Origin of the sequence: Streptomyces fuscichromogenes (assembly GCF_014645815.1) — a bacterium.
GTDB lineage: Bacteria > Actinomycetota > Actinomycetes > Streptomycetales > Streptomycetaceae > Streptomyces > Streptomyces fuscichromogenes.
Map to the genome: position 1 here is coordinate 157,642 of NZ_BMML01000010.1, position 22,935 is coordinate 180,576.

Here is a 22,935-nt window from a genome sequence, read left to right on the forward strand (position 1 = left end):
GCGCAGCAGGCCCCCGAGCTGGTCACCCTACTAGCTCAGGGTGACGGAACGGCACCCTCCGGAGGCGCGCTGTGCACGGGCCGATGCGTAGAGACATACGGCGGCGGCGGTGGCGAGGTTCAGGCTCTCGGCCTTCCCGTGGATCGGGACGCGCACGACGGCGTCCGCCAGCGCGCGGGTCTCCTCCGGAAGCCCCCAGGCCTCGTTCCCGAACACCCATGCCGTGGGCCCGCCCATGGTCCCCTTGTCGAGTTCGTCGTCGAGGTCGTCGGTGCCGGCCCCGTCGGCGGCGAGGATCCGCACGCCGACGCCCTTCAGCCCGGCCACGGCCTGCTCGACGGGCACCCCGACGGCGACGGGGAGGTGGAAGTGGGAGCCGACGGAGGCCCGGACCGCCTTCGGGTTGTACAGGTCCACGGACGCGTCGGTCAGGACGACCGCCTCCGCGCCGGCGGCGTCGGCGCACCGCAGCACGGTGCCGGCGTTGCCGGGGTCGCGCACGTTGGCGAGCACGGCGACCAGCCGGGGGCGGGCGGCGAGGATGTCCTCGAAGGCGGTGTCGAGGAACCGGCAGACCCCGACGAGCCCCTGGGGCGTCACGGTGGTGGAGATGTCGGCGATGACCTGCTCGTCGGCGAGGTGGATCCGCGCGCCGGCGTGCCGGGCCTCGCCCAGGATGTCGGCGTACCGCTCCGCGGCCTCGACGGTGACGAACAGCTCGGTCAGCGTCCCGGCGCCATGGGCCGCCGCCTCCCGCACGGCCTGCGGCCCCTCCGCGAGAAACAGACGCTCCTTCCCCCGGAAGTTGCGCCGCCCGAGCCGCCGGGCGGCGGAGACACGGGGGGAACGGGGGGAGATGAGCTCGGGGGTGGCGGGAGGCATCTGTGGTTCACCTTCACAACGACGGTCGGACACGACGCGCGGCAGGTCCGCACCGCCGCCGCACCAGTCTCGCGCACCCGGGGCGGGCGGCGCGGCGGGGTCAGGGCTCGTCGAGCAGGCGACGGGCCGTGCTGATGTCGGTGACCAGCGTGGTGATCCAGCGGCCCCGCACCGCGCCGCGCACCGCGCCGTACTTGCGGTCGCCGCCGGCGACGGCGATCCGGCGCGGGACGCTGCGGAGCTGGTCCACGGAGACGCCGATGGTCCGCTCCCCCAGGCCCGCGTCGACGTGCACGCCGTCCTCGTCGAAGAAGCGCTGGCAGATGTCTCCCACCGCGCCGAGCCGGCGCAGCCGGGTGAGCTCCTCGTCGGCGACCGCGTTGCCGCTCAGTTGCAGCAGCGGGGAGGGCTGCAGGCTGCCGATGCCGACGAGGACGGCGGTCAGCCGGTCCCAGGCCTGGCCCACTTCCAGGACGGTCGCGTCGTGCAGCAGGGAGAGCCGGGCCTGGGCCGATCCGACCAGTCCGGGGGCCCGGACGAACAGCGGTCCGGCGTCTATGAGTTCGGCGAGCCGCGCGGTGAGCCGGGTCGCCTGCACCTGGCCCTGCGGGTCGCCCATGCCGCCCATCAGCTGGACGACCTTCTCGACGCCCCGCACCCGGGCGGGCTGCATGACCTCGACGGCCGCGAGGAGGGTCTCGCTCCAGGTCGAGACGCCGATCACGTCACCCGGCCGGAAGGCCGTCTCCAGGTAGGTGGCCGCCGCCGAGCCGAGTGCGCGCAGCAGGGTGCGCGGGTGGTCCGGCAGGTCGTCGCTCTCGACGATGACCACGTCGGTGAGGTCGTAGCGGCCGGCGAGCGCGTCCTCCAGTTCGCTGTGGATGCCCGGTGGCGACACGACGATCGTCCGCACGACACCGCGTTCGGCCGCCTGGCGCAGCAGCCTGGACACACCCGCCTGGGAGAGTCCGAGGGCCTTGGCGATCTCCGCCTGCCGCAGCCCCTGCTCGTGGTACATGCGCGCCACCCGGACGATCAGCCGGAGCCTGTCCGCGGATTCGTTGCTGCTGAGGTCGGCATGCTGGAACACAGGTCGCACCCTACTGGGCCGGGGGCCGACGCTCGGAGTGTTCATGGTGTGCCGCGGTCCGCGGATCCCCGGCGGCGACAGCTCCGTGGGCTGCCGGATCCCCGGCGGCGCCACCACCGCGGGCCCGGGCGACCGCCTCGTGCCAGGACCGGAGGCCGCGTTCCCGTTCCTGCTCCGGCAGGCGCGGGCGGTACACCTCCTCGGCACGGGTCAGGCCGGCGAGTCCGTTCCTGGTGAACATCCCCAGTGCGCAGCCGGCCAGCCGGGCCGCGCCGAGGGCGGACAGGTCGCGGTCCCGGGGGCGGCGCACGATCCGCCCCGAGACGTCCGCCTGGAGCTGCATCAGGGCCGCGTTGTCGGTGGCTCCGCCGTCGGCGAGCAGCGCGGTGACGCGTCCGTTCGCGGTGTCGAGGCCCGCCACCACGTCCTCGATCTGGTAGGCGACGGACTCCAGGGCCGCGCGGGCCAGCTGGGGCAGGCCGGTGCCGAAGGTGAGTCCGCTGAGCAGGCCGGTGGCGTCGTTGTCCCACCAGGGAGCGGCGAGGCCGCCGAAGGCCGGGACGAGGTGCACGCCCGCGGCGTCGGGCGCGGCGAGCCCCGCCAGTTCGGCCTCGCCGACGCCGAACAGCCCGGCGAGCCAGCGCAGGGTGGCGCCGGAGGAGCGGATGTTGCCCTCCAGGGCGTAGGCGGGAATGCCGTCGTCCCAGGCGATGGTCAGGCAGAGCGGGGAGTCCTCGGCCCGGTCGGGTCCGGAGATCAGGCCCATGACCGAGGAGCCGGTGCCGTAGGTGACCTTGACGCTGCCGGGGAGGAAGACGCCGTGCCCGAACAGCGCGGCATGGGAGTCGCCGAGCACGGAGAGCACGGGGGTGCCGTCGGTGAGCGGCGGCAGGCCGCGGACGGCGGGGAAGGGTCCGGTGGACGCCGTGATCCGGGGCAGCGCTTCCCGGGGGACGTCGAAGACGTCGAGGAGCCGCTCGTCCCAGTCCCGGCGGCGGACGTCGAGCAGCTGGGTGCGGGCCGCGTTGCCCACTTCGACGAGGTGGTCCCCGCCGCCGCCCAGGCGCCACAGCAGCCAGGAGTCGACGGTGCCGAGGCACAGCTCGCCGCGCCGGGCCCGGCTGCGGTCCGGGTCGTGGGTGTCGAGCAGCCACTGGGCCTTGAGGGCGCTGAACATCGGGTCCAGGGGGAGCCCGGTGACGGCGCGGACGTGCTCGCCGAGGCCGTCGGCGAGCAGGGTGGCGCACCGGTCGGCGGTGCGCCGGTCCTGCCAGCCGATCACCGGGCCGAGCGGGCGGCCGGTGGCACGCTCCCACAGCAGACACGACTCCCGCTGGTTGGTCAGCCCGACGCCGACGACGAGGCCCGGATCGTGTCCGGCCAGGCATTTCGCCACGGCGGTCAGGACGCTGTCCCAGATGTCGTCGGGCGACTGCTCCGCCCAGCCCGGCCGGGGATGGCCGATGGCGAGCGGGGCGGACGCCGAGGCGACGACCGCGCCGTCGGCGCGCACCAGGAGCGCCTTGGTCGCGGAGGTGCCCTGGTCGACGGCAAGCAGCAGCGGCTGGTTCATGACGCCGAGGATGTCAGGCCGAGGACCTCGCGGGCGGCGCGGTGGACGCCGTCCGCGGTGAGCCCGAAGTGTTCCAGGAGCCCTTCGGGGCTGCCGGTCGGGGCGAACCCGGTGACGCCGAGGAGTCTCAGCGGGACCGGGTGGTGCTGACCGGTGAGCGAGGCGACGGCGGCGCCCAGGCCGCCGCTGAGGGTGGCTTCCTCCGCCACCACCAGGCCGCGGGTCTCCTCGGCGGCCCGCAGGATCGCGGCCCGGTCGAGCGGGTCGACGAAGGGCACGTTGAGGACGCGTGCGGAGATGCCCTCGGCGGCCAGCCGGTCCGCGGCGGTCAGGGCCCGGGAGACCAGGGTGCCGACGGCGACGAGGGTGACGTCGGCGCCGTCGCGCAGCACCTGGGCGCGCCCGAACTCGAAGGGGGCGTCGGGCGGGGTGACGTCGGGGACCTTGAAGCGGGGGACGCGCAGGTAGCTGGGGCCGTCGTGGGTGTACGCCCAGCGCAGGGCGGCCCGGGTCTGGGCGCGGTCGGCCGGGACCACCACCGTGAGGTCGGCCACGGCACGCAGCCAGGACAGGTCCTCGACGGAGTGGTGGGTGGGGCCGAGTTCGCCGTAGGCCATGCCGGGGCTCTGACCGCACAGGATCACCCGGAACCCGCTGTAGGCGCAGTCGGCCTTGATCTGTTCCAGTGCCCGTCCGGTGAGGAAGGGCCCGGCGGCGGAGACGAAGGGGACGAAGCCCGCGTTGGCGAGGCCGGCGCCCACGCCGACCATGTTCTGTTCGGCGATGCCGACGTTGACGAGCCGGTCGGGGAACTCCTCGCGGAAGGCGACGAGGTTGCTGGAGCCGACGGAGTCGTTGCAGACGACGACCACGCGTTCGTCCTGACGGGCGAGCGCGGCCAGTTCCTCGGCGAAGACCGTCCGGCAGTCGTACACCGGCGCCTCGACGGCGAGGACAGCAGCGGAGTCGGCGGCGGGGGCGTGCGGGGTGTGGGTCTCGGTCACCGGGTCAGCTCCTCGACGGCGGCGTGCACCTGTTCCTTGGTGGGCACCTTGTGGTGCCATTCGGCGCGGTCCTCGATGAACGACACGCCCTTGCCCTTGACGGTGTGGGCGACGACGGCGACGGGCCGGCCGGTGGTGGAGGGGGCGAAGGCGGCGCGCAGCGCGCCGTGGTCGTGGCCGTCCGTCTCCCGGACCTCCCAGCCGAAGGCGGCGAACTTCTCGGCGAGCGGATCGAGAGCGACCGTGTCCTCGGTGCGGGCACCCTGCTGGAGCCGGTTGCGGTCCACGACGGCGCAGAGCGCGGCGAGCCGCTGGTGGCCGGCGGTCATGGCCGCCTCCCAGTTGCTGCCTTCCTGGAGCTCGCCGTCGCCGAGCACGACGACCGTGCGGGCGCCGTCGCCGCGCAGCCGGGCGCCGAGCGCGCAGCCGACGGCGACCGGGAAGCCGTGGCCCAGGGGGCCGGTGTTGGTCTCGACGCCGGGGACCTTGCGGCGGTTGGGGTGGCCGTTGAGGGGCGAGTACGGGGCCATGTAGCCGGTCAGCTCGCTCCTCGGGAAGTAGCCGCAGCGCGCGAGGGTGGCGTACAGGGCGGCGGCGCAGTGCCCCTTGCTGAGGATGAGCCGGTCCCGGCCCAGGGCCTGCGGCTGTTCGGGGTCGACGTCGAGGACGGCGCCGAAGAGGGTCACGAGGATGTCGGTCACGGAGAGGTCGCCGCCGATGTGCCCCATCCCGGCCCTGCCGATCATGTCGACGACCGTCAGCCGGACCTCGGTGGCCAGCGACCGCAGCAGGCGTTCGGCGTCCGGGGGGTCCGCGGCACGGACGGCCTGCCGGAGTGCGCGGTAGTCCGCGGCGGCGGAGTGATCAACAGCGAGCACCTGAATATCCATTCAGCTATGTGATTTCTACGCAGTCGGATCATGCGCCGCGCCGCGCCATACCGTCAACCCCTCGAAACGGGGCCCGAAAATCTACAGTTGCACCACTCTTGACGCGCACCCTCGCCGGAATCTACGGTCCCGGCCATCGAAGACAGCACATCGAGAATAAATATTCAAAAGGAGTTGCCGTGGCCCCGCACCCGGTCCCCCGCACCTTCACCGGTGGCATGTGGACGTTCGGCCGCATCATCGACCGCTACGCGACGGACGGCTACGGCCCCGTCGTACCGACCCTGGACACCATCGAACTGGCCGCGGAATCAGGCGAACTGGTCGGTCTGGATCTCAACTACCCCTTCGACGGCGGGGTGACGGTCGAGGACGTCGGCAAGTCCCTCACCGCGCACGGTCTTTCCGCGGTCTGCGTCACGCCCGTCATCTACGACCGGGGCTTTCGCAACGGCTCGTTCACCGCGCCCGACCCGGCCACCCGGGCCCGCGCCCTGGACCTGGCGCACGAGTCGGTCGACGTGGCCCGCCGGCTGGGCGCCGGCTACGTGAAGTTCTGGCCCGGACAGGACGGGTACGACTACCCGTTCCAGGTCGACTACGCCACCCTGCGCCGGCACGCCGTCGAGGGCGTCCGGGACGTCGCCCGCGCCTTCCCCGACGTCACCTTCGCCATCGAGTACAAGCTCAAGGAGCCCCGCAACCGGCTGTTCTGGTCCACGGCCGCCGCCACGCTGCTCGCGATCGAGCAGATGGGCGTGGACAACGTCGGGCTGGTCGTCGACTTCGGCCACTCGCTGTTCGCCAAGGAGAACCCGGCCGAGGTGCTCACCCTCGCCCACTCGATGGGCCGGCTCGTCGACATCGAGCTGGACGACAACTACCGCGAGTGGGACGACGACCTCACCGCGGGCGCCCTGCACCTCGTGGAGACGCTCGAATTCCTGCACGTGGTGCGCGAGATCGGCTGGGACAAGCCGCTCAAGCTGGACCTCTTCCCCTACCGGGAGCACCCCGGCGACGCGGTCCGCGAGTCGGTCGCCACCCTGCGCGCGCTGGAGGCGAAGGCCGCCGCGCTCCCGCTCGACGCGCTGCGGGCCGCCCAGGCCGCGCACGACGCGATGGCCGTCCAGCGGATCGTCCGCACCGCACTGCTCGGCTGAGCCGACCGGCGTCCGCGGCGGCCGCACCGCGACGCCGGCCGCCCGGCCCACCCTCAGGAGCCGCCATGTCCCACCCCTGCAACCTCCCTTGCGGGAGCCCGTGATGCCCTACGGTCCCGCGTCGATCCTCGGAGACGTCCTGCGCAACAAGCGGGCCGAGGCGGTGGTGCGCAAGCACCTCACCGGAATCGTCAACGCGCCGCTGGAGATCCAGCTCAGGTACGCGCCGCTGGAGCGGGTCGTCGGTTTCCTGGAGGAGACCAGGGCCGACACCGCCGCCCGGGACGCCTTCTTCGCCGAGCTGGCCGCCGTCGACGAGACCGCCGCGGAGCCGCCCCGCCCGCCCGAGCGGGCGATCATCCCCTCCCCCGACCACGAGTCCGCGGACGTGCCGGTCGGCAGCGCCGGGCTGGTACGGCCGGCCGCGGCGACCCGCTGGCGCACCTTCGAGCTGGAACTCCACGGGCCGACGCACGGCAACCCGTTCACGGACGTCGAGCTGCGCGCCGAGTTCCGCCGCGGCGACCGCGTGCTCACCGCGTACGGCTTCCACGACGGCGAGGGCGTCCAGCGCGTCCGCTTCCTGCCCGACGAGGAGGGCGACTGGTCGTACCGCACCTTCAGCAACGCCCGCTCGCTCGACGGGATCACCGGCTCCTTCGTCTGCGGCCCGGCCGCCGCCGGGGACCACGGACCGGTACGGGTGCACGCGACCCACCACTTCCGGCACGCCGACGGCACCCGCCATCTGCCCGTGGGCACCACCGCCTACGCCTGGACCCACCAGGGCGACGAACTGGCGGAACGAACCCTGCGGAGCCTGGCCGGCAGCCCCTTCAACAAGGTGCGGATGTGCGTCTTCCCCAAGGCCTACCTGCACAACACCAACGAGCCGGTGCGCTACCCGTTCCAGGGGTCGCCCGATGACGGCTGGGACTTCACCCGGCCCGACCCCGCGTACTTCAGGGACCTGGAACACCGCGTCGCCCAGCTCGACGCGCTGGGCGTCCAGGCCGACGTCATCCTCTTCCACCCGTACGACCGCTGGGGCTTCTCCGACATGGGGCCCGTCGCCGACGAGCGCTATCTGCGGTACGTGGTGTCAAGGCTGGCGGCCCACCCGAACGTGTGGTGGTCCCTGGCCAACGAGTACGACCTGATGTGGTCCAAGGACACCGACCACTGGCACCGGACGGCCGCGACCGTGCGCCGCTGCGATCCGCACGGCCATCTCCTCGGCGTCCACAACTGCTTCGAGTTCTGGGACAACGGCCTGGACTGGGTGACCCACTCCAGCGTGCAGCGCGTCGACGTCTACCGCACGGCCGAGAACACCGATACCTGGCGGGCCCGTTGGGGCAAGCCGGTGGTCGTCGACGAGTGCGGTTACGAGGGCGACCTCGACCAGGGTTGGGGCAACCTCACCGCCCAGGAACTGGTGCGCCGCTGCTGGGAGGGCGCCGTACGCGGCGGCTATGTCACCCACGGCGAGACGTATCTCGCGGACGACGACGTGCTGTGGTGGTCCAAGGGCGGCGAGCTGAAGGGGGAGAGCCCCGCCAGGATCGCCTTCCTGCGGCGGATCCTGGAGGAGACACCGGGGGCCGGCATCGACCCGCTGCCCTCCGACTGGGACGTCCCGACCGGCGGCGTCGAAGGCCGCTACCACCTCACGTACTTCGGCTTCGGCCAGCCGCGCCGCCGTACGTTCGCGATGGCCCCCGGCATCCGCTACGAGGCCGAGGTCATCGACACCTGGAACATGACCGTCACCCGGCTCCCGGGCACGTACGAGGGCGTCTTCACCCTGCCGCTGCCCGCCCGCCCCTACATCGCGGTCCGGCTCAGGGCGTGCGAGGACACCCAGGCGCCCGCCACGACAGCCGACTGAGTCCGCACCGCACCTCACCTCCCCCACACCTGCCCATCAGAACCGCGGGCGGCCCTGCCATGCCGCCCGCCACGAACGCGGAGTTACCCATGCGACGCATCATGCTGACGACCGTGGCGGTCGTCGTGGCCCTGGCCGCGACGGCCTGCGGATCCGGATCCGGATCCGGCGACAGCGGCGGAACCGGCGCCTCGGGCGGCACCCTCACCCTGGCGCCCCTCGTCCAGGCCCAGCCGTGGGACCTGGCCGACGCCGGACTCGGCAACAACGCCCAGTACTACCAGCCCGTGTACGACTCCCTGCTGCGGCTCTCGCCCAGCGCCGAGGTCAAGCCCAACCTGGCCACCAAGTGGTCGTACAACGCCGACCGGACCGTCCTCACCCTCACCCTGCGCACCGGCGTCAAGTTCACCGACGGCACCGCCCTGGACGCCGCCGCCGTCAAGACCAACCTCCTGCACACCAAGGAGGGCACCAACGAGGCCGCAGGCCAGCTCAAGGGCATCAGCGGGGTGGACGTGGTGAACGCGTCCACCGTCGCCGTCAAGCTCTCGGTGCCCGACCCCTCGCTGCTGGCCAACCTCGGCAACGTGGCCGGCATGATCGCCAGCCCCAAGGCCATCACCTCCGGCGCCCTCAAGTCCGGCCCGGTCGGCTCCGGGCCGTACACGCTGGACAAGTCCGCGACCACAGCGGGCAGCACCTACACCTTCGTCCGCAACCCGAGCTACTGGAACAAGTCGGCGTTCCCGTTCGACAAGATCGTCCTCAAGCCGATGACCGACCCCACCGCGACCCTCAACGCCCTGCGCTCGGGGCAGATCAACGGCGCGGTGCTGACCAGCGCGAAGAACATCGCACCGGCCCAGAGCAGCGGACTCAGGATCACCAAGTACACCTCGGGCGACGTCGAGGGGCTGTACATATGGGACCGCACGGGCAAGCAGGTCAAGGCGCTCGGTGACGTCCGGGTCCGGCAGGCCCTCAACTACGCCTTCGACCGGTCCGCCATCGTCAAGACCGCGAAGGGCGGCATGGGCCAGGCGACGACCCAGATCTTCAACCCGGCCGGTTCCGCCTTCGACAGCGCGCTGGACTCCAAGTACACCTACGACCCGGCCAAGGCCAAGAAGCTGCTGGCGCAGGCCGGTTACCCGAACGGGTTCTCGGTCACCATGCCGGACTTCTCCGCGGTCTTCCCCGACCAGCAGGCCGCCATGACCCAGCAGCTCGCGGACATCGGCGTGAAGGTCAAACTCGACAAGGTCCCGACCGACCAGGTCCTCGGCAAGCTGCTGGCCGGCAAGTACGCCATGTCCTACATGGTGCTGGCCTCCTTCCGCCCCTGGGACACCATCTCGACCGAGGTGACGAAGGGCTCGCTGTGGAACCCGCTGCACACCGCCGACCCCGAGGTGGAGTCACTGGCCGCGAAGGCCCAGCAGGCCACCGGAGCCAAGCAGGACGCCCTGTTCAAGGAGATCAACACCTACCTCGTCGACCAGGCCTGGAACGCCCCCTGGGACTCGGTGCAGAACGCCTACGCCACGAGCAAGGACATCACGTTCACGCCGCAGACCTACGCCGCCGTGCCGCCGATCTACAACTTCCGGCACGCGGGCTGAGCACCCGGCTCCCGCACTCCGGACACGGAGAACCCGCCTCCCTCACTGTTACGATTCAGTTAGGCTCTGGGCGCGGTCCGGCGCATCGTGACGGTCGCTCCCAGACATCCTCCAGGAGGCCCCCATGGCGAGCAGGTCCGGCCGCGTGACGGCGACCGATGTCGCCAGGGAGGCGGGGGTCTCGCAGACCACGGTCAGCTACGTGCTGAACGACGCGCCGCACCAGAAGATCTCCGAGTCGACCCGCCGCAAGGTGCTGGACGCCGTGGCCAAGCTGGGTTACCAGCCGTCGGCCGCGGCCCGTGCCCTGCGCCTGGGCCGCAGCGAACTGGTGCTCATGCTGCTGCCCGACGTGCCCGTGGGCGACTCCCTGGCGACCCTGGTGGAGTTGCTCGGCGACGAGTTGGAGCGGCACCGCCTCAGCCTGATCACCCGGCGCACCCAGCACGCCCCGGTGAGTTCGCTGTGGCGGGAGCTCATGCCCGCCGCCGTGCTGACGTCCCTCGGTGTCTCCGCCGAGGACATGGCCGGTATGCGGGCGGCCGGCATCCCCGTGGTGAGCGTGGAGATCGACGCGGCGACGCATCCGCTCGGCCTGCCGATCCACCAGACGCTCATCGGCAGGATGCAGGTGGAGCGGCTGGCGGCGACGGGCCACACCCGCATCGGTTACGCCGCACCCCGCCAGCCCCGGCTGCGGGACTTCCTCGAACCGCGGCTCGCCGGCGTCCGCGCCGCCTGCGCGGAACTCGGCCTGGAGGCCCCGGCCGTGCTCGACGTCCCGCTCGACGCGGCGGCGGCCGCCGCCGCGGCCGACCAGTGGCACTCGGCCGTCCCCGCCGTCACCGGGGTCTGCGCGTACAACGACGAGACCGCCTTCGCGCTCCTCGCCGGCATGCGCCGCGTCGGCCTGAGCGCCCCCGGCGACCTGGCCGTCATCGGCGTCGACAACGACAAACTGGCGCCGTTCGCCGTACCGCCGCTCACCACGATCGACAACAACCTGGACATCCTCGCCGGCCGCGTGGCGCGCCTGATCGTCGGCAGTATCGCCGACGACACCGTCTCCGCCGCGCCGCAGTCGGTCCCGGTGAGTCTCGTGGTCCGCGAATCCGCCTGACACGTCCGCCCTCCCCCGGTCCGAAGCCCCCTCCGGAGAAATATCCGCTGCCGGGGTCTTGTCGTCCCGCTGAAGTCGGCCTACGTTACGCATACGTTTCACTTGTACGTATCAGTACCTGATCTCGGCCACCGAATCGAAGTGGCTGAAACGTGACAGGCCCGCGAACCTGACGAGCCCGCCGACCCGAGAGACCCGCCAGGAAGCGCCCGACCGACACGAACGGTCCAGGCCGCTACCGGCCCTGGCCCTCTCCTCGCCTCTCCTCTCCCCCTCCCCGTTCCCGCGAAGGCGGCATCGACTTCACGCCGCCCGGTCATCCACTCACCAGCGGAGCACGACATGCGAAGAATCACGCTGACGGCCGCGTCTGCAGCCCTGATGCTGTCCGTGGCCGGGTGCAGTTCGGCCTCAGGGGCGGGTTCGGGCGGCTCAGCCGCCGGTGGCACCCTCACCCTGGCCCCCGTGGTCGAGGCCCAGCCGTGGGACCTGGCCGACGCCGGACTCGGCAACAACACGCAGTACTACCAGCCTGTATACGACTCCCTGCTGCGGCTCTCGCCCAGCGCCGAGGTCAAGCCCAACCTGGCCACCAAGTGGTCGTACAACGCCGACCGGACCGTCCTCACCCTCACCCTGCGCACCGGCGTCAAGTTCACCGACGGCACCGCCCTCGACGCCGCCGCCGTCAAGACCAACCTCCTGCACACCAAGGGCGGTACCAACGAGGCCGCAGGCCAGCTCAAGGGCATCAAGAGCGTCGACGCGGTGGACGCGTCCACGGTCGCGATCACGCTCTCGGCCCCCGACCCCTCGCTGCTCGCCAACCTCGGCAACGTGGCTGGCATGATCGCCAGCCCCAAGGCCATCACCTCCGGCGCCCTCAAGTCCGGCCCGGTCGGCTCCGGGCCCTACACCCTGGACAAGTCCGCCACCGTCGCCGGCAGTACGTACACCTTCGTCCGCAACCCGAGCTACTGGAACAAGTCGGCGTTCCCGTTCGACAAGATCGTCCTCAAGCCGATGACCGACCCCACCGCGACCCTCAACGCGCTGCGCTCGGGCCAGCTCAGCGGCGCCCTGCTGACCAGCGCCAAGAACATCGCACCGGCCCAGAGCAGCGGACTCAGGATCACCAAGTACACCTCGGGCGACGTCGAAGGCGTCTACATCTGGGACCGCGAGGGCAAGCAGGTCAAGGCGCTCGGCGATGTCCGGGTCCGGCAGGCCCTCAACTACGCCTTCGACCGGTCCGCCATCGTCAAGACCGCCAAGCAGGGCATGGGGCAGTCCACCACCCAGGTCTTCAACCCGGCCGGCCCGGCCTTCGACAGCTCGCTGGACTCGAAGTACACGTACGACCCGGCCAAGGCCAAGAAGCTGCTCGCGCAGGCCGGTTACCCGAACGGCTTCTCGGTCACCATGCCCGACTTCTCCACCTTCTTCCCCGACCAGCAGGCGGCCATGACCCAGCAGCTGGAGGACATCGGGATCAAGGTCAAGATCGACAAGATCCCCACCAGCCAGGTGCTCACCGCCCTGCTCTCGGGCAAGTACCCGATCTCCTACATGACGTTGGCCTCCTTCCGCCCCTGGGACACCATCCGGCTCGAAGTGGCTGCGGACGCCCTGTGGAACCCGCTGCACACCTCCGACCCCAAGGTCACCGCCCTGATCGCCAAGGCGCAGAAGGCGACCGGCAGCACCCAGGACGCCCTGTTCAAGGAGATCAACACCTACCTCGTCGACCAGGCCTGGAACGCCCCCTGGGACTCGGTGCAGAACGCCTACGCGACCAACAAGAACGTCACCTTCACCCCGCAGACCTACGCCGCCGTACCGCCCATCTACAACTTCAAGCCCGCCGGCTGACCCGGTACCCGGTGCACGCCCGTCAGGGACAAGGAAGGAGGAGAGACCAGTGATCGTTTTCCTGGCCCGGCGCATCGCCGCCGGACTGGTGCTGGTCGTGGTGATCGCGACCACGACCTTCGCGCTGATGGGCCTGACCGGCTCCGACCCGGCGCGCCAGATCGTCGGGCAGACCGCCACCCAGCAGCAGGTGGCGGCCAAGTCCCACGAACTGGGGCTCGACCAGCCGATGGCCGAGCGCTACTGGCACTGGCTGACGGACGCGGTGCAGGGCAACCTCGGCACCTCGTGGTTCAGCGGCGAGTCCGTGACGGACTCGCTCACCAACCGGCTGCCGGTCACCCTGTCGATCGTGCTGGCCGCCCTGCTGGTCTCAGCGGTGCTCAGCACGGTGCTGGGAGTGGCCGCCGCGGTCCGGCGCGGCGCGCTTGACCAGCTCGTACAGCTGCTCGCCGTGGTGGGCTTCGCGGTGCCCAGCTTCCTGGTCGCCCTGGTGCTCGCCGTGGTGGTCGGCGTCGACCTGGGCTGGCTGCCCGCGACCGGCTACGTCCCGCTGGCGACCTCGGCGAGCGGCTGGCTGAAGTCGATCACCCTGCCCGCGCTGTCGCTCGCCGTCGGCGCGGTCGCCGCCACCGCCCAGCAGGTCCGCGGCTCCATGGTGGACGTGCTGCGCGCCGACTACGTCCGTACCCTGCGCGCCCGTGGCATCAGCGAGCGCAGCCTGCTGTTCCGGCACGCCCTGCGCAACGCCGCCCCCGCCGCCCTGACCGTGCTCGCCCTGCAGTTCATCGGCCTGGTCGGCGGCGCGGTGGTGGTGGAGAAGGTGTTCGGGCTCAACGGGATCGGCTCGCAGGCGACCGGCGCCGGGTCCCAGGGCGACACCCCGGTCGTCATGGGCGTCGTCGTGGTCATGGTCGCCATCGTCGTGATCGTCAACATCGCGCTCGACGTGGCGTACGGCTGGCTCAACCCGAAGGTGCGTGTCGGATGACCCTCCCCCAGTCCGAAGCGGGCCTCGCCCCCGGCACCGCGGCGGCACCGGCGCCGGTACGCGCGGGCCTCGTGCGGCGGCTGCTGCGCAACCCGGTGGCCGTCGGCTGTCTCGCCGTCCTCGCGCTCATCGCGCTGGCGAGCCTGTTCGCTCCGCTGCTGACCGACCAGGACCCGGCGCACTCCTCGCTCACCGAGACCCTCGCCCCGGCCGGCGGAGCGCATCCGCTGGGCGGCGACGGCGTCGGCCGCGACGTGCTGGCCCGGCTGCTCTACGGCGGTCGCACCAGCCTGCTCGGCGCCCTGCTCGCCGTGTCCGTCGCGCTCGTGATCGGCGTTCCCTCCGGCCTGCTGGCCGGTTACTACCGCAAGTGGTTCGACGCCGTGAGCAGTTGGCTGGCCAACATCCTGATGGCGGTACCGGCCATCGTCGTGCTGCTGGTCGTGATGTCCGCGGTGGGCCAGAACACCTACGTCGCCATGGCGGTCTTCGGCGTGCTGATGTCGCCGGGCGTGTTCCGGCTGATCCGGGCCTCGGCGATCTCCGTGCGCGAGGAGCTGTACGTGGACGCGGCCCGGGTCTCCGGGCTGACCGACGGCAGGATCGTGCGCCGGCACATCCTGCCCGTGGTGCAGGCGCCGACCATCATCCAGGCCGCCCAGATGCTCGGGCTGGCCATCGTCATCCAGTCCGGCCTGGAGTTCCTGGGGCTGGGCTCGGCGACCCAGGCCAGCTGGGGCTCGATGCTCAACGACGCCTTCGCCAACATCTACACCAAGCCGGTCCTGATGCTGTGGCCCGGAGGCGCGCTCGCGCTCACCGTCGCCGCGTTCGGTCTGCTGGGCAACGCGCTGCGGGACGCGCTGGACGCGAGCGCGGTGAGCGGGCGGCGGGCGCGCAGGGCTGTCAGGAACGCCGCGAGGGCCAGGAAGGCGGAGCGGGCCAGGAAGGCGGAGGAAGCGGAGCAGGCGGAGAAGTCCGTGACGGCCGTAAAGGCCGGGAAGGCCGGGAAGGCTGTGGACTCCGCGCCCGCCGAGGGCATCGGCGCCGGGCCGAGCACCGTGCCCGTGCCCGTGCCCGTGCCCGTGCCCGAGCCCGTGCCCGAGTCCGTGCCCGAGCCCGTGCCCGAGTCCGTGGCCGAGTCCGTGACCGAGTCCGTGGCGGGGGCCGAGAGCCCGGGGAGCCCGGAAGACACGAAGAGTTCCGCGGATGCCGACGGCGCGCGGCAGCCGAAGGCGGCGGTCGCCTCCGCGAAGGACGACGACGCCCCCTTGCTCGTCCTGGACGGTCTGCGCGTCTCCTACCCGGCCGAGGACGGGGAGAAGGCCGTCGTCGACGGGGTGTCCCTGACCGTCCGCAAGGGCGAGGTGCTCGGGCTGGTCGGAGAGTCCGGGTCGGGCAAGAGCCAGACCGCGTTCGCCGTGCTCGGCCTGCTGCCGCCGGAGGCGCTGGCCTCCGCCGACCGCCTCGTGTTCGACGGGACGGAACTCGGCCGGCTGAACCGTTCGGAGATGAACCGGCTGCGCGGCCGTCGGATCGCGTACGTGCCCCAGGAGCCGATGTCCAACCTCGATCCGTCCTTCCGGATCGGAGCCCAGCTGGTCGAGCCGGTCCGCCGGCACCTGCGGCTCCCGGCGTCTCAGGCGCGGACGAAGACCCTGGGCCTGCTGGAACGGGTGGGCATCGCCGACCCCGAGCGGGTCTTCGCCTCCTACCCGCACCAGATCTCCGGCGGCATGGCCCAGCGCGTCCTCATCGCCGGGGCGGTCTCCTGCGATCCCGACCTGCTGATCGCCGACGAGCCCACCACGGCGCTGGACGTGACCGTGCAGGCCGAGGTGCTGGACCTGATGCGATCGCTGCAGCGCGAACGGAACATGGGGATGATCCTGGTGACCCACGACTTCGGTGTGGTGGCCGACATCTGCGACCGCGTCACGGTGATGCAGACCGGCACCGTGGTGGAGTCCGCTCCCGCTCGTGAGCTGTTCGCCGCACCCCGGCACCCGTACACCCGCATGCTCCTGGCATCGACGCTGGAGGACGCCGAACCGCGCTCCGCACTCGGCCACGCCACCGCGCGGACGGCCGCCGGAACCATGCACACCGCACGTCAGGAGGGCCGGGCATGACCGGGACACTGGACAAGGACCGTCCGGCACCGGCCCCCGCGCCAGCCCCGGCGGATCCGTTGCTGGTCGCCGACGAGGTGGTCGTGGAGTACCCGGCGAAGGGCTGGCGCAAGCCGCCCTTCCGGGTCCTGAAGGGGGTGTCGCTCACCATCGGCGCGGGCGAGACCCTCGGTCTTGTCGGCGAGTCGGGATCCGGGAAGACGACCCTGGGCCGCGCCATCCTCGGCCTCGCCCCGGTCACCGCCGGCAGCGTCCGCTACGACGGCCGGGTCATCTCCGGCCTGGGCCGCAGGGAGCGCCGGGCGCTGAGCAGCGAGATCCAGGTGGTGTTCCAGGATCCGTACACCTCGCTGAACCCGGCGATGACGGTGAACGACATCCTCAGCGAGCCGCTGACCGTCGCCGGGACCTCGCGCGCCGAGGCCGAACGGCGGGTGAAGGACCTGCTGGACCAGGTACGGCTGCCCGCCGACGCCGGACAGCGGCTGCCCCGGGAGTTCTCCGGCGGACAGCGGCAGCGCGTCGCCATCGCCCGCGCGCTGTCCCGGGACCCGCGGATCGTGGTCTGCGACGAACCGGTCAGCGCGCTGGACCTGTCGACCCAGGCACGGGTCCTCGACCTGTTCGTGGAGATCCAGGAACGCACCGGCGTCGCCTATCTGTTCATCACCCACGACCTCTCCGTGGTGCGGCACATCAGCCATCGGGTGGCGGTCATGTACCGCGGCGAGATCGTCGAGTCCGGGGACGCGGCGAAGGTCACCGCCACGCCCGAACACCCCTACACCCAGCGGCTGTTGCTGGCGGCGCCGGTGCCCGACCCCGAACGGCAGGCGCAACGCCGGGCCGAGCGGCGGCGGCTGGCGGCCACAGCCCCGGCTTCGGCCCCGACCCCGACCTCGCAGGCAGCCACGGCCTCGACCCCGACCTCGCCCTCGCCCTCGCCCTCGCAGGCAGCCACGACAGGAGGCACGGAATGACCCCGCCGCCGGCCCGGCCCGCCGCCCCGGCCAACCCGCTCGTCCCCGGATTCCACCCCGACCCCAGCGTCACCCGGGTCGGCGACGACTACTACCTCGCCTGCTCCAGCTTCGAGTACTTCCCCGGCATCCCGCTCTTCCACAGCCACGACCTGGTGAACTGGCGGCAGATCGGCAACGCGGTGACCCGGCCGGGACAGCTCGCGCTGGAGAAGACACCGCTGCTCGGCGGCGCCTGGGCGCCCACCATCCGCTTCCGTGACGGCCGCTTCTGGCTGGTCGTCACCGACGCGATGGGACGCGGCAGTCTCGTCTTCACCGCCGACCGGGCCGAGGGCCCGTGGTCCGACGGCATCGTCATGCAGGGGGTGTCCGGCATCGACCCGGACATCGCCTGGGACGCCGACGGCACCTGCTTCGTCACGTACTCGGGTCTGCGCCTCGACGGCGACCGGGCCGGCGAGCACCTGGGCATCCAGCAGGTCCGCATGGACCCCGAGACCGGCCGGGCCCTGGAAGAGCCCCGGTCGCTGTGGTCGGGGACCGGGCTGATGTTCCCGGAGGCCCCGCACCTCTACGAGATCGACGGGGTCTGGTACCTGATGATCGCCGAGGGCGGCACCGAGCGCGGCCACTCCGTGAGCATCGCCCGCTCCGACCGCCCGGACGGCCCCTTCGAGGGCTGCCCGGCCAACCCGGTGCTCAGCGCCCGCAGCACCGACCGGCCCGTGCAGAACACCGGCCACGCCGACCTGGTGCGCACCCCCGACGGCGGCTGGGCGCTCGTCATGCTGGGCATGCGGCCGCGCGGACTGACCCGCGCCTTCTCCCCCATGGGCCGGGAGACGTTCGGCACCGCCCTGGAGTGGGTCGACGGCTGGCCCGTGGTGCGCCCGGTCGAACCGGGCCCGGCCCCCCAACCGGTCGGGTACGAGGACGACTTCACCGGTACCGAGCTCGGCCCGCAGTGGATCTCGGTGCGCACCCCGGCCGCCGACTGGTCCTCGCTGACCGAACGGCCCGGCCGGCTCGTGGTGCACGCCGACGGCTCCACGATGGACGACCCCCGGCCGCGCTTCGTCGGACGCCGTCAGCAGCACCAGGCGGCCGAGTTCTCGGTACGGATGGACTGCTCCGGCGGCACCGGCGGACTGAGCCTGCGCATCGACGAACACCACCACTACGACATCGAGGCGGCGGCCGGCGTGGTCCGGGCCCGAGCCCGGGTGGGCGGCCTGCGGCAGGTGTGGGAACAGCCGCTGCCCGGTCCGGCGGACGAGGTGACGGTACGGATCGTGGTCGAGCCGGCCGAGGGGACGGGACCCGACGCACTCGGCCCGGACCTGGTCCGGCTCTCCGCCTGGACACCCGCGGGCCCGGTGGAACTGGCCGTGCTGGACGGCCGTTACGTGTCCGCCGAGACCGCCGCCGCGTTCACCGGCCGGGTCGTGGGCGTGTACGCCGCCGAGGGCGTCGTCGCCTTCGACCGGTTCCGTTACCGGGGCCAGGACCCGGCGGCCCCGGCCCCGCGGCCCTGACACCCGCCCGCTCCTCCCCCGCGCTTCCCCCCTTGCTCCCCTCCCCCTGCTCCGAGGAGAACTCCGTGACCCGGCAGTCCGCCCACCCCGCCCCCGACACCGAAGCCGAGTTGGAGCGGCGTGTCGCCGCGCTCACCCTGGAACAGAAGGTGCGGCTGCTCACCGGCGGGGACTTCTGGTCCCTGCTTCCGGAGCCCGACGCCGGTCTGCGCAGGCTGGTGGTCTCGGACGGCCCCGCCGGGGTGCGCGGCGAACTCTGGGACGAGCGCACGCCGTCCGCGAACGTCCCGTCGCCCACCGCCCTCGCCGCCACCTGGGACGAGGCGCGCGTCGAGCGGCTGGGCGGACTGCTCGCCCACGAGGCGCGCGGCAAGGGCGTGGACGTCCTGCTCGCCCCCACCGTGAATCTGCACCGCACCCCGTACGGCGGCCGGCACTTCGAGTGCTTCAGCGAGGACCCGCTGCTCACCGGCCGGATCGGGGCGGCCTACGTGCGCGGCGTGCAGCACGGCGGTGTGGCCGCCACCGTGAAGCACTTCGTCGGCAACGACTCCGAGACCCAGCGGATGACCGTGGACGCGCGGATCGACGAGCGCGTCCTGCGGGAGCTGTACCTCGCGCCGTTCGAGGTGATCGTCCGCGAGGCCCGGGTCTGGGCGGTGATGGCCGCGTACAACGGCGTCAACGGACACTCGATGACCGAGAGCCCGCTGCTGCGCGAGGTGCTGCACGACGAGTGGGGCTTCGACGGGGTGGTGATGTCCGACTGGTTCGCCACCCGCACCACCGAGCCGTCCGCGCGCGCCGCCCTCGACCTGGTGATGCCGGGCCCGCTGGGGCCGTGGGGCGAGGCGCTGGTCACCGCCGTGCAGGAGGGCAAGGTGGACGAGGCGCTGGTGGACGACAAGGTGCTGCGAATCCTGCGCCTGGCCGCCCGGGTCGGCGCGCTGGACGGTCTGCCCGCCGCCGCCCCGGCGCCGACGTACGACGCGGCGTCGGTGGCGGGTCTGCTGCGGGAGACGGCCGCCGCCGGTTTCGTCCTCGCCCGCAACGAGGAGGCCGTGCTGCCGCTGGACCGCGCCGCGCTGCGCCGGGTGGCCGTGCTGGGCCCGAACGCGGCGGTGGCACGGACCCTCGGCGGTGGCAGCGCCACCGTCTTCCCGCCGTACACCGTCTCGCCGCTCGCCGGTCTGCGGGCCGCGCTCGGGGACTCGGTCGAGGTCACGCACGGCGTCGGGGTCACCCCGCAGACCCGTACACCGGTGGCGGGCCTGCCGTTCCTGGGCCGTCCCGACGGTTCCGGCGACGGCGTGGAGGTGCGCTACCTGGCCGCCGACGGAACCGTGCTGGGCTCCGAGCCGCGCGCCGCGGCGGCGTACACCTGGATGGGGTCGTACGGGCCCGGGATCGCGTCCGAGGCGGTCGCCCGGATCGAGGTGCGCACGGTGCTGCGCGCGGCGGCGGGGGCCGGCCGGTACGGGATCGGCGCCTCGGGCCTCGGACGCTTCCGGATGTCCGTGGCCGGGACGGAGGTGTTCGACGTACAGCTGGCGCTGCCGCCGGGTGCCGACCTGGTGGAGGGACTGCTCAGCCCGCCGCAGCACCTCCACGACGTCGAGCTGGCCGAGGGCGAGGAGACCGAGGTCGTCCTCGTGCACGACGCCCCCGCGGCCGACGAGGGCATAGCGGCAGGGGTCACCGCGCTGCAGCTCAACCTCATGCCGCCGCGGGGCAGCGACGACGAGGAGATCGAGCGGGCCGTGGCACTCGCCCGTGCCGCCGAGGTCGCCGTGGTCGTGGTCGGCACCACCGAGGAGGTCGAGAGCGAGGGCTTCGACCGTACCGGCCTTGCCCTGCCCGGCCGCCAGGACGAGCTGGTCCGCCGGGTCGCCGCGGCCAACCCGCGCACGGTCGTGGTGGTCAACTCCGGTGCCCCGGTGCTGCTTCCGTGGGCCGACGAGGTGGCGGCGGTGCTGCTGGCCTGGTTCCCCGGGCAGGAGTTCGGCGACGCGCTCGCCGACGTCCTGCTGGGCACGGCGGAACCGGGCGGCCGGCTGCCCACCGAGTGGCCCGCCGCCGAGGCGGGGCTGCCGTCCACCCAGCCGGTCGACGGCGTGCTCCGCTACGACGAGGGGCTGTTCGTCGGCCACCGGGGGCAGGGCCGCCCGGACCGGACGCCGCCGCGCTACGGCTTCGGGCACGGCCTGGGCTACACCAGCTGGGAGTACGTCGCGGTCGAGGCGCCCGGCGCGGTGCCGGCCGGCGAGGGCGGCACCGTGACGGTGCGGGTCCGCAACACCGGTACCCGGCAGGGCAAGGAGGTCGTGCAGGTGTACGCGGAGCGGCCGGACGGCGCCGTGGACCGCCCGGCGCACTGGCTGGCCGGGTTCGCCGTGGTCGAGGCGGCGGCCGGCGAGGAGGCGGTGGCGACGGTGGCCGTGGACGCGCGGGTCTTCCGGCACTGGGACACCGCGGCTCACACCTGGGCGTACGAACCCGGTGACTTCACGCTGCGGGCGGGCCCGTCGTCGCTGCGGCTGCCGCTGGCCGCCCGGGTCACGGTGGCGGGAGCCGACGATGAGCGCTGACCGGGCCACGGAGATCACCGCGTGGCGGCAGACCGAGATCGTCCTCACCGGCACGCGCGACCACGCCAACCCCTACACCGACGTGGACGTGTGGGCCGAGTTCACCCACGAGTCCGGGCGGGTGCTGCGCCGCCCGGCCTTCTGGGACGGCGGACGCACCTGGCGGATCCGCTTCGCCTCCCCGGAGCCGGCCGGCCGCTGGACCTGGCGCTCCGGCGCCTCGGACGGGGACCCCGGACTCGCCGGGCGGACCGGCACCCTGACGGTCCGCCCGGCCGACGCCGATACCGACGCCGATACCGACGCCGATGCCTCTGCCGGTGCCGGTGCCGACGGCAACCCGTTCCACCGGCACGGTTTCTGGCAGATGTCCCCCGGCGGTCGCAGCCTGGTGCACGCCGACGGGACGCCCGCGCTACTGGTCGGCGACACCGCCTGGGCCCTGCCCTGGCGGGCCACCGCGGAGCAGACCGCGCACTACGCCGCCGACCGGCGGGCCAAGGGCTTCAACGCGGCCCTGCTGATGAGCGTCCAGCCCGACATGGACGCGCGCGGGCCGCGCGACCGCACCGCCGACGAGGGCTTCGACGTCGGCTTCGAGGACCTTCCCACCGGACACGTCAACGTGCTGAACCCGGCGTACTTCCAGTACCTCGACCGGCTGACCGGCATCCTGCGGGACCACGGGATCGTGCCCGTGCTCCAGCCGCTGTTCCACGGCTTCGGCTGGAAGGGCCTGCGGACGGCCGGCCCGGTGGTGCCGCCGCAGGAGTACGCGCGTTACTGCCGCTACCTGGTCGCCCGTTACGGCGCCGCGCCGGTGGTCTACCTGGTGGGCGCCGACGGCGAGGGCGGCGAGCCGCAGATCGCGGCGGGCGGCGCCGAGGTGGGGCGGTGGGACGCGTACGGCCAGCCCTGCGGCATCCACTACCGGCCGCACTCCGCCAACCGCGCCCACCAGGGCGAGCCGTGGCTGCACTTCCAGTGGTGCCAGACCGGGCACATGGGCGGGCACGTCCAGGAGCGGGTCGCCGACATGTGGCGCAACACCCCGGCCAAGGCGGTCGCCAACGGCGAACCGACCTACGAGGATCCCGGCGCCGATCGGGCCACCGGCTGGTGGCAGGGGCACGAGGCGTGGAGCAACCTCTGCGCGGGCGGCACGATGGGCGTCGTCTACGGCGCCGCGAGCCTGTGGCAGTGGCGGCTGCACCCGGCCGAGTCCGGGCACACGGAGTTCTTCCTGGCGAAGGACGCGGGGTGGCGGGAGGCGCTGGACTTCGAGGGTTCTCGGTACGTCGGCCTGGTGGGCCGGATCCTCGACGGCCTCCCCCTCACCGACATGCGCCCGGACTGGTGCGCCAGCCTGGCGCCGCGCGGCCTGTCCGTCCCCGGGGTGCTGTACGTCTGCTACGCGGAGGAGGGCGGCCCGCTGAGGGGCATCGCCCCGGACGTGCCGCTGCCCTACCGCGTGGTCGACCCCCGCACCGGCGAGACGGTCCGCGAGGGCGTCCGCGCCGACGCCGCCGACTGGGTGCCCGACGAGGGCGGAGCCCCCCGCGTGTACATCTGCCATGACCCGGATCGGAGTTGACC

The 22,935-nt window shown here is 72.7% G+C and carries 16 protein-coding genes; 11 read left to right on the forward strand and 5 right to left on the reverse strand.

The features are described 5' to 3' along the window. Window positions 1-30: 30 nt before the first annotated feature. From IEZ11_RS23050 to IEZ11_RS23070, 5 genes are all read right to left on the reverse strand, one after another. Window positions 31-882, reverse strand: a complete 852-nt coding sequence (locus tag IEZ11_RS23050) for a TrmH family RNA methyltransferase (RefSeq protein ID WP_189264741.1) — start codon at window positions 880-882, stop codon at window positions 31-33. Window positions 883-982: 100 nt separating this feature from the next. After that, on the reverse strand, window positions 983-1,972 hold the full coding sequence (locus tag IEZ11_RS23055; protein WP_229713294.1) for a sugar-binding transcriptional regulator: 990 nt from the start codon (window positions 1,970-1,972) through the stop codon (window positions 983-985). 10 nt (window positions 1,973-1,982) lie between these two features. Next, window positions 1,983-3,545, reverse strand: a complete 1,563-nt coding sequence (locus IEZ11_RS23060; protein WP_189264743.1) for an FGGY family carbohydrate kinase — start codon at window positions 3,543-3,545, stop codon at window positions 1,983-1,985. Then, entirely contained in the window at window positions 3,542-4,549 is a 1,008-nt protein-coding gene (locus tag IEZ11_RS23065) for a transketolase family protein (protein WP_229713295.1), read from the reverse strand. The genes IEZ11_RS23060 and IEZ11_RS23065 overlap by 4 nt, the downstream gene beginning before the upstream one ends. Then, on the reverse strand, window positions 4,546-5,439 hold the full coding sequence (locus IEZ11_RS23070; protein WP_189264745.1) for a transketolase: 894 nt from the start codon (window positions 5,437-5,439) through the stop codon (window positions 4,546-4,548). Before IEZ11_RS23070 ends, IEZ11_RS23065 begins: the two co-directional genes overlap by 4 nt. 179 nt (window positions 5,440-5,618) lie before the next feature. Here IEZ11_RS23070 and IEZ11_RS23075 point away from each other — a divergent pair, with 179 nt between their 5' ends. The 11 genes from IEZ11_RS23075 (at window position 5,619) to IEZ11_RS23125 (ending at window position 22,933) form a co-directional block, all read left to right on the forward strand. Next, window positions 5,619-6,602, forward strand: a complete 984-nt coding sequence (locus IEZ11_RS23075) for a sugar phosphate isomerase/epimerase family protein (RefSeq protein WP_229713296.1) — start codon at window positions 5,619-5,621, stop codon at window positions 6,600-6,602. 103 nt (window positions 6,603-6,705) lie between these two features. Continuing rightward, window positions 6,706-8,493, forward strand: coding sequence for a DUF5605 domain-containing protein (locus IEZ11_RS23080; protein WP_189264746.1), 1,788 nt, complete (start codon window positions 6,706-6,708; stop codon window positions 8,491-8,493). 89 nt (window positions 8,494-8,582) lie between these two features. Next, the gene (locus IEZ11_RS23085; RefSeq protein WP_189264747.1) at window positions 8,583-10,118 is read left to right on the forward strand and encodes an ABC transporter substrate-binding protein; all 1,536 of its coding nucleotides are present in this window, start codon (window positions 8,583-8,585) and stop codon (window positions 10,116-10,118) included. Window positions 10,119-10,242: 124 nt separating this feature from the next. Then, the gene (locus IEZ11_RS23090; protein WP_189264748.1) at window positions 10,243-11,238 is read left to right on the forward strand and encodes a LacI family DNA-binding transcriptional regulator; all 996 of its coding nucleotides are present in this window, start codon (window positions 10,243-10,245) and stop codon (window positions 11,236-11,238) included. 342 nt (window positions 11,239-11,580) lie between these two features. Beyond that, a complete protein-coding gene (locus IEZ11_RS23095) occupies window positions 11,581-13,110 on the forward strand; it encodes an ABC transporter substrate-binding protein (protein ID WP_189264749.1) in 1,530 nt (509 codons plus the stop codon). Between the two features lie 49 nt (window positions 13,111-13,159). Beyond that, on the forward strand, window positions 13,160-14,101 hold the full coding sequence (locus tag IEZ11_RS23100; protein ID WP_189264750.1) for an ABC transporter permease: 942 nt from the start codon (window positions 13,160-13,162) through the stop codon (window positions 14,099-14,101). Then, window positions 14,098-16,233 (forward strand): dipeptide/oligopeptide/nickel ABC transporter permease/ATP-binding protein, encoded by a 2,136-nt coding sequence (locus tag IEZ11_RS23105; RefSeq protein WP_189264751.1) that lies wholly within the window; start codon window positions 14,098-14,100, stop codon window positions 16,231-16,233. Before IEZ11_RS23100 ends, IEZ11_RS23105 begins: the two co-directional genes overlap by 4 nt. Then, entirely contained in the window at window positions 16,230-17,213 is a 984-nt protein-coding gene (locus IEZ11_RS23110; protein ID WP_189264752.1) for an ATP-binding cassette domain-containing protein, read from the forward strand. Before IEZ11_RS23105 ends, IEZ11_RS23110 begins: the two co-directional genes overlap by 4 nt. Then, window positions 17,210-18,751, forward strand: coding sequence for a glycoside hydrolase family 43 protein (locus IEZ11_RS23115; RefSeq protein ID WP_189264753.1), 1,542 nt, complete (start codon window positions 17,210-17,212; stop codon window positions 18,749-18,751). The genes IEZ11_RS23110 and IEZ11_RS23115 overlap by 4 nt, the downstream gene beginning before the upstream one ends. A 65-nt stretch (window positions 18,752-18,816) precedes the next feature. Next, on the forward strand, window positions 18,817-21,339 hold the full coding sequence (locus IEZ11_RS23120) for a beta-glucosidase family protein (RefSeq protein ID WP_189264754.1): 2,523 nt from the start codon (window positions 18,817-18,819) through the stop codon (window positions 21,337-21,339). Then, on the forward strand, window positions 21,329-22,933 hold the full coding sequence (locus IEZ11_RS23125) for a glycoside hydrolase family 140 protein (RefSeq protein ID WP_189264755.1): 1,605 nt from the start codon (window positions 21,329-21,331) through the stop codon (window positions 22,931-22,933). Before IEZ11_RS23120 ends, IEZ11_RS23125 begins: the two co-directional genes overlap by 11 nt. Window positions 22,934-22,935 lie beyond the last annotated feature (2 nt).

Bases quoted from the DNA above. Each gene is read 5' to 3' on its own strand.
- IEZ11_RS23050 (WP_189264741.1), bottom strand. From the start codon at position 882: ATGCCTCCCGCCACCCCCGAGCTCATCTCCCCCCGTTCCCCCCGTGTC.
- IEZ11_RS23080 (WP_189264746.1), top strand. From the start codon at position 6,706: ATGCCCTACGGTCCCGCGTCGATCCTCGGAGACGTCCTGCGCAACAAG.
- IEZ11_RS23085 (WP_189264747.1), top strand. From the start codon at position 8,583: ATGCGACGCATCATGCTGACGACCGTGGCGGTCGTCGTGGCCCTGGCC.
- IEZ11_RS23115 (WP_189264753.1), top strand. From the start codon at position 17,210: ATGACCCCGCCGCCGGCCCGGCCCGCCGCCCCGGCCAACCCGCTCGTC.
- IEZ11_RS23095 (WP_189264749.1), top strand. From the start codon at position 11,581: ATGCGAAGAATCACGCTGACGGCCGCGTCTGCAGCCCTGATGCTGTCC.
- IEZ11_RS23090 (WP_189264748.1), top strand. From the start codon at position 10,243: ATGGCGAGCAGGTCCGGCCGCGTGACGGCGACCGATGTCGCCAGGGAG.
- IEZ11_RS23105 (WP_189264751.1), top strand. From the start codon at position 14,098: ATGACCCTCCCCCAGTCCGAAGCGGGCCTCGCCCCCGGCACCGCGGCG.
- IEZ11_RS23070 (WP_189264745.1), bottom strand. From the start codon at position 5,439: ATGGATATTCAGGTGCTCGCTGTTGATCACTCCGCCGCCGCGGACTAC.
- IEZ11_RS23125 (WP_189264755.1), top strand. From the start codon at position 21,329: ATGAGCGCTGACCGGGCCACGGAGATCACCGCGTGGCGGCAGACCGAG.
- IEZ11_RS23110 (WP_189264752.1), top strand. From the start codon at position 16,230: ATGACCGGGACACTGGACAAGGACCGTCCGGCACCGGCCCCCGCGCCA.
- IEZ11_RS23060 (WP_189264743.1), bottom strand. From the start codon at position 3,545: ATGAACCAGCCGCTGCTGCTTGCCGTCGACCAGGGCACCTCCGCGACC.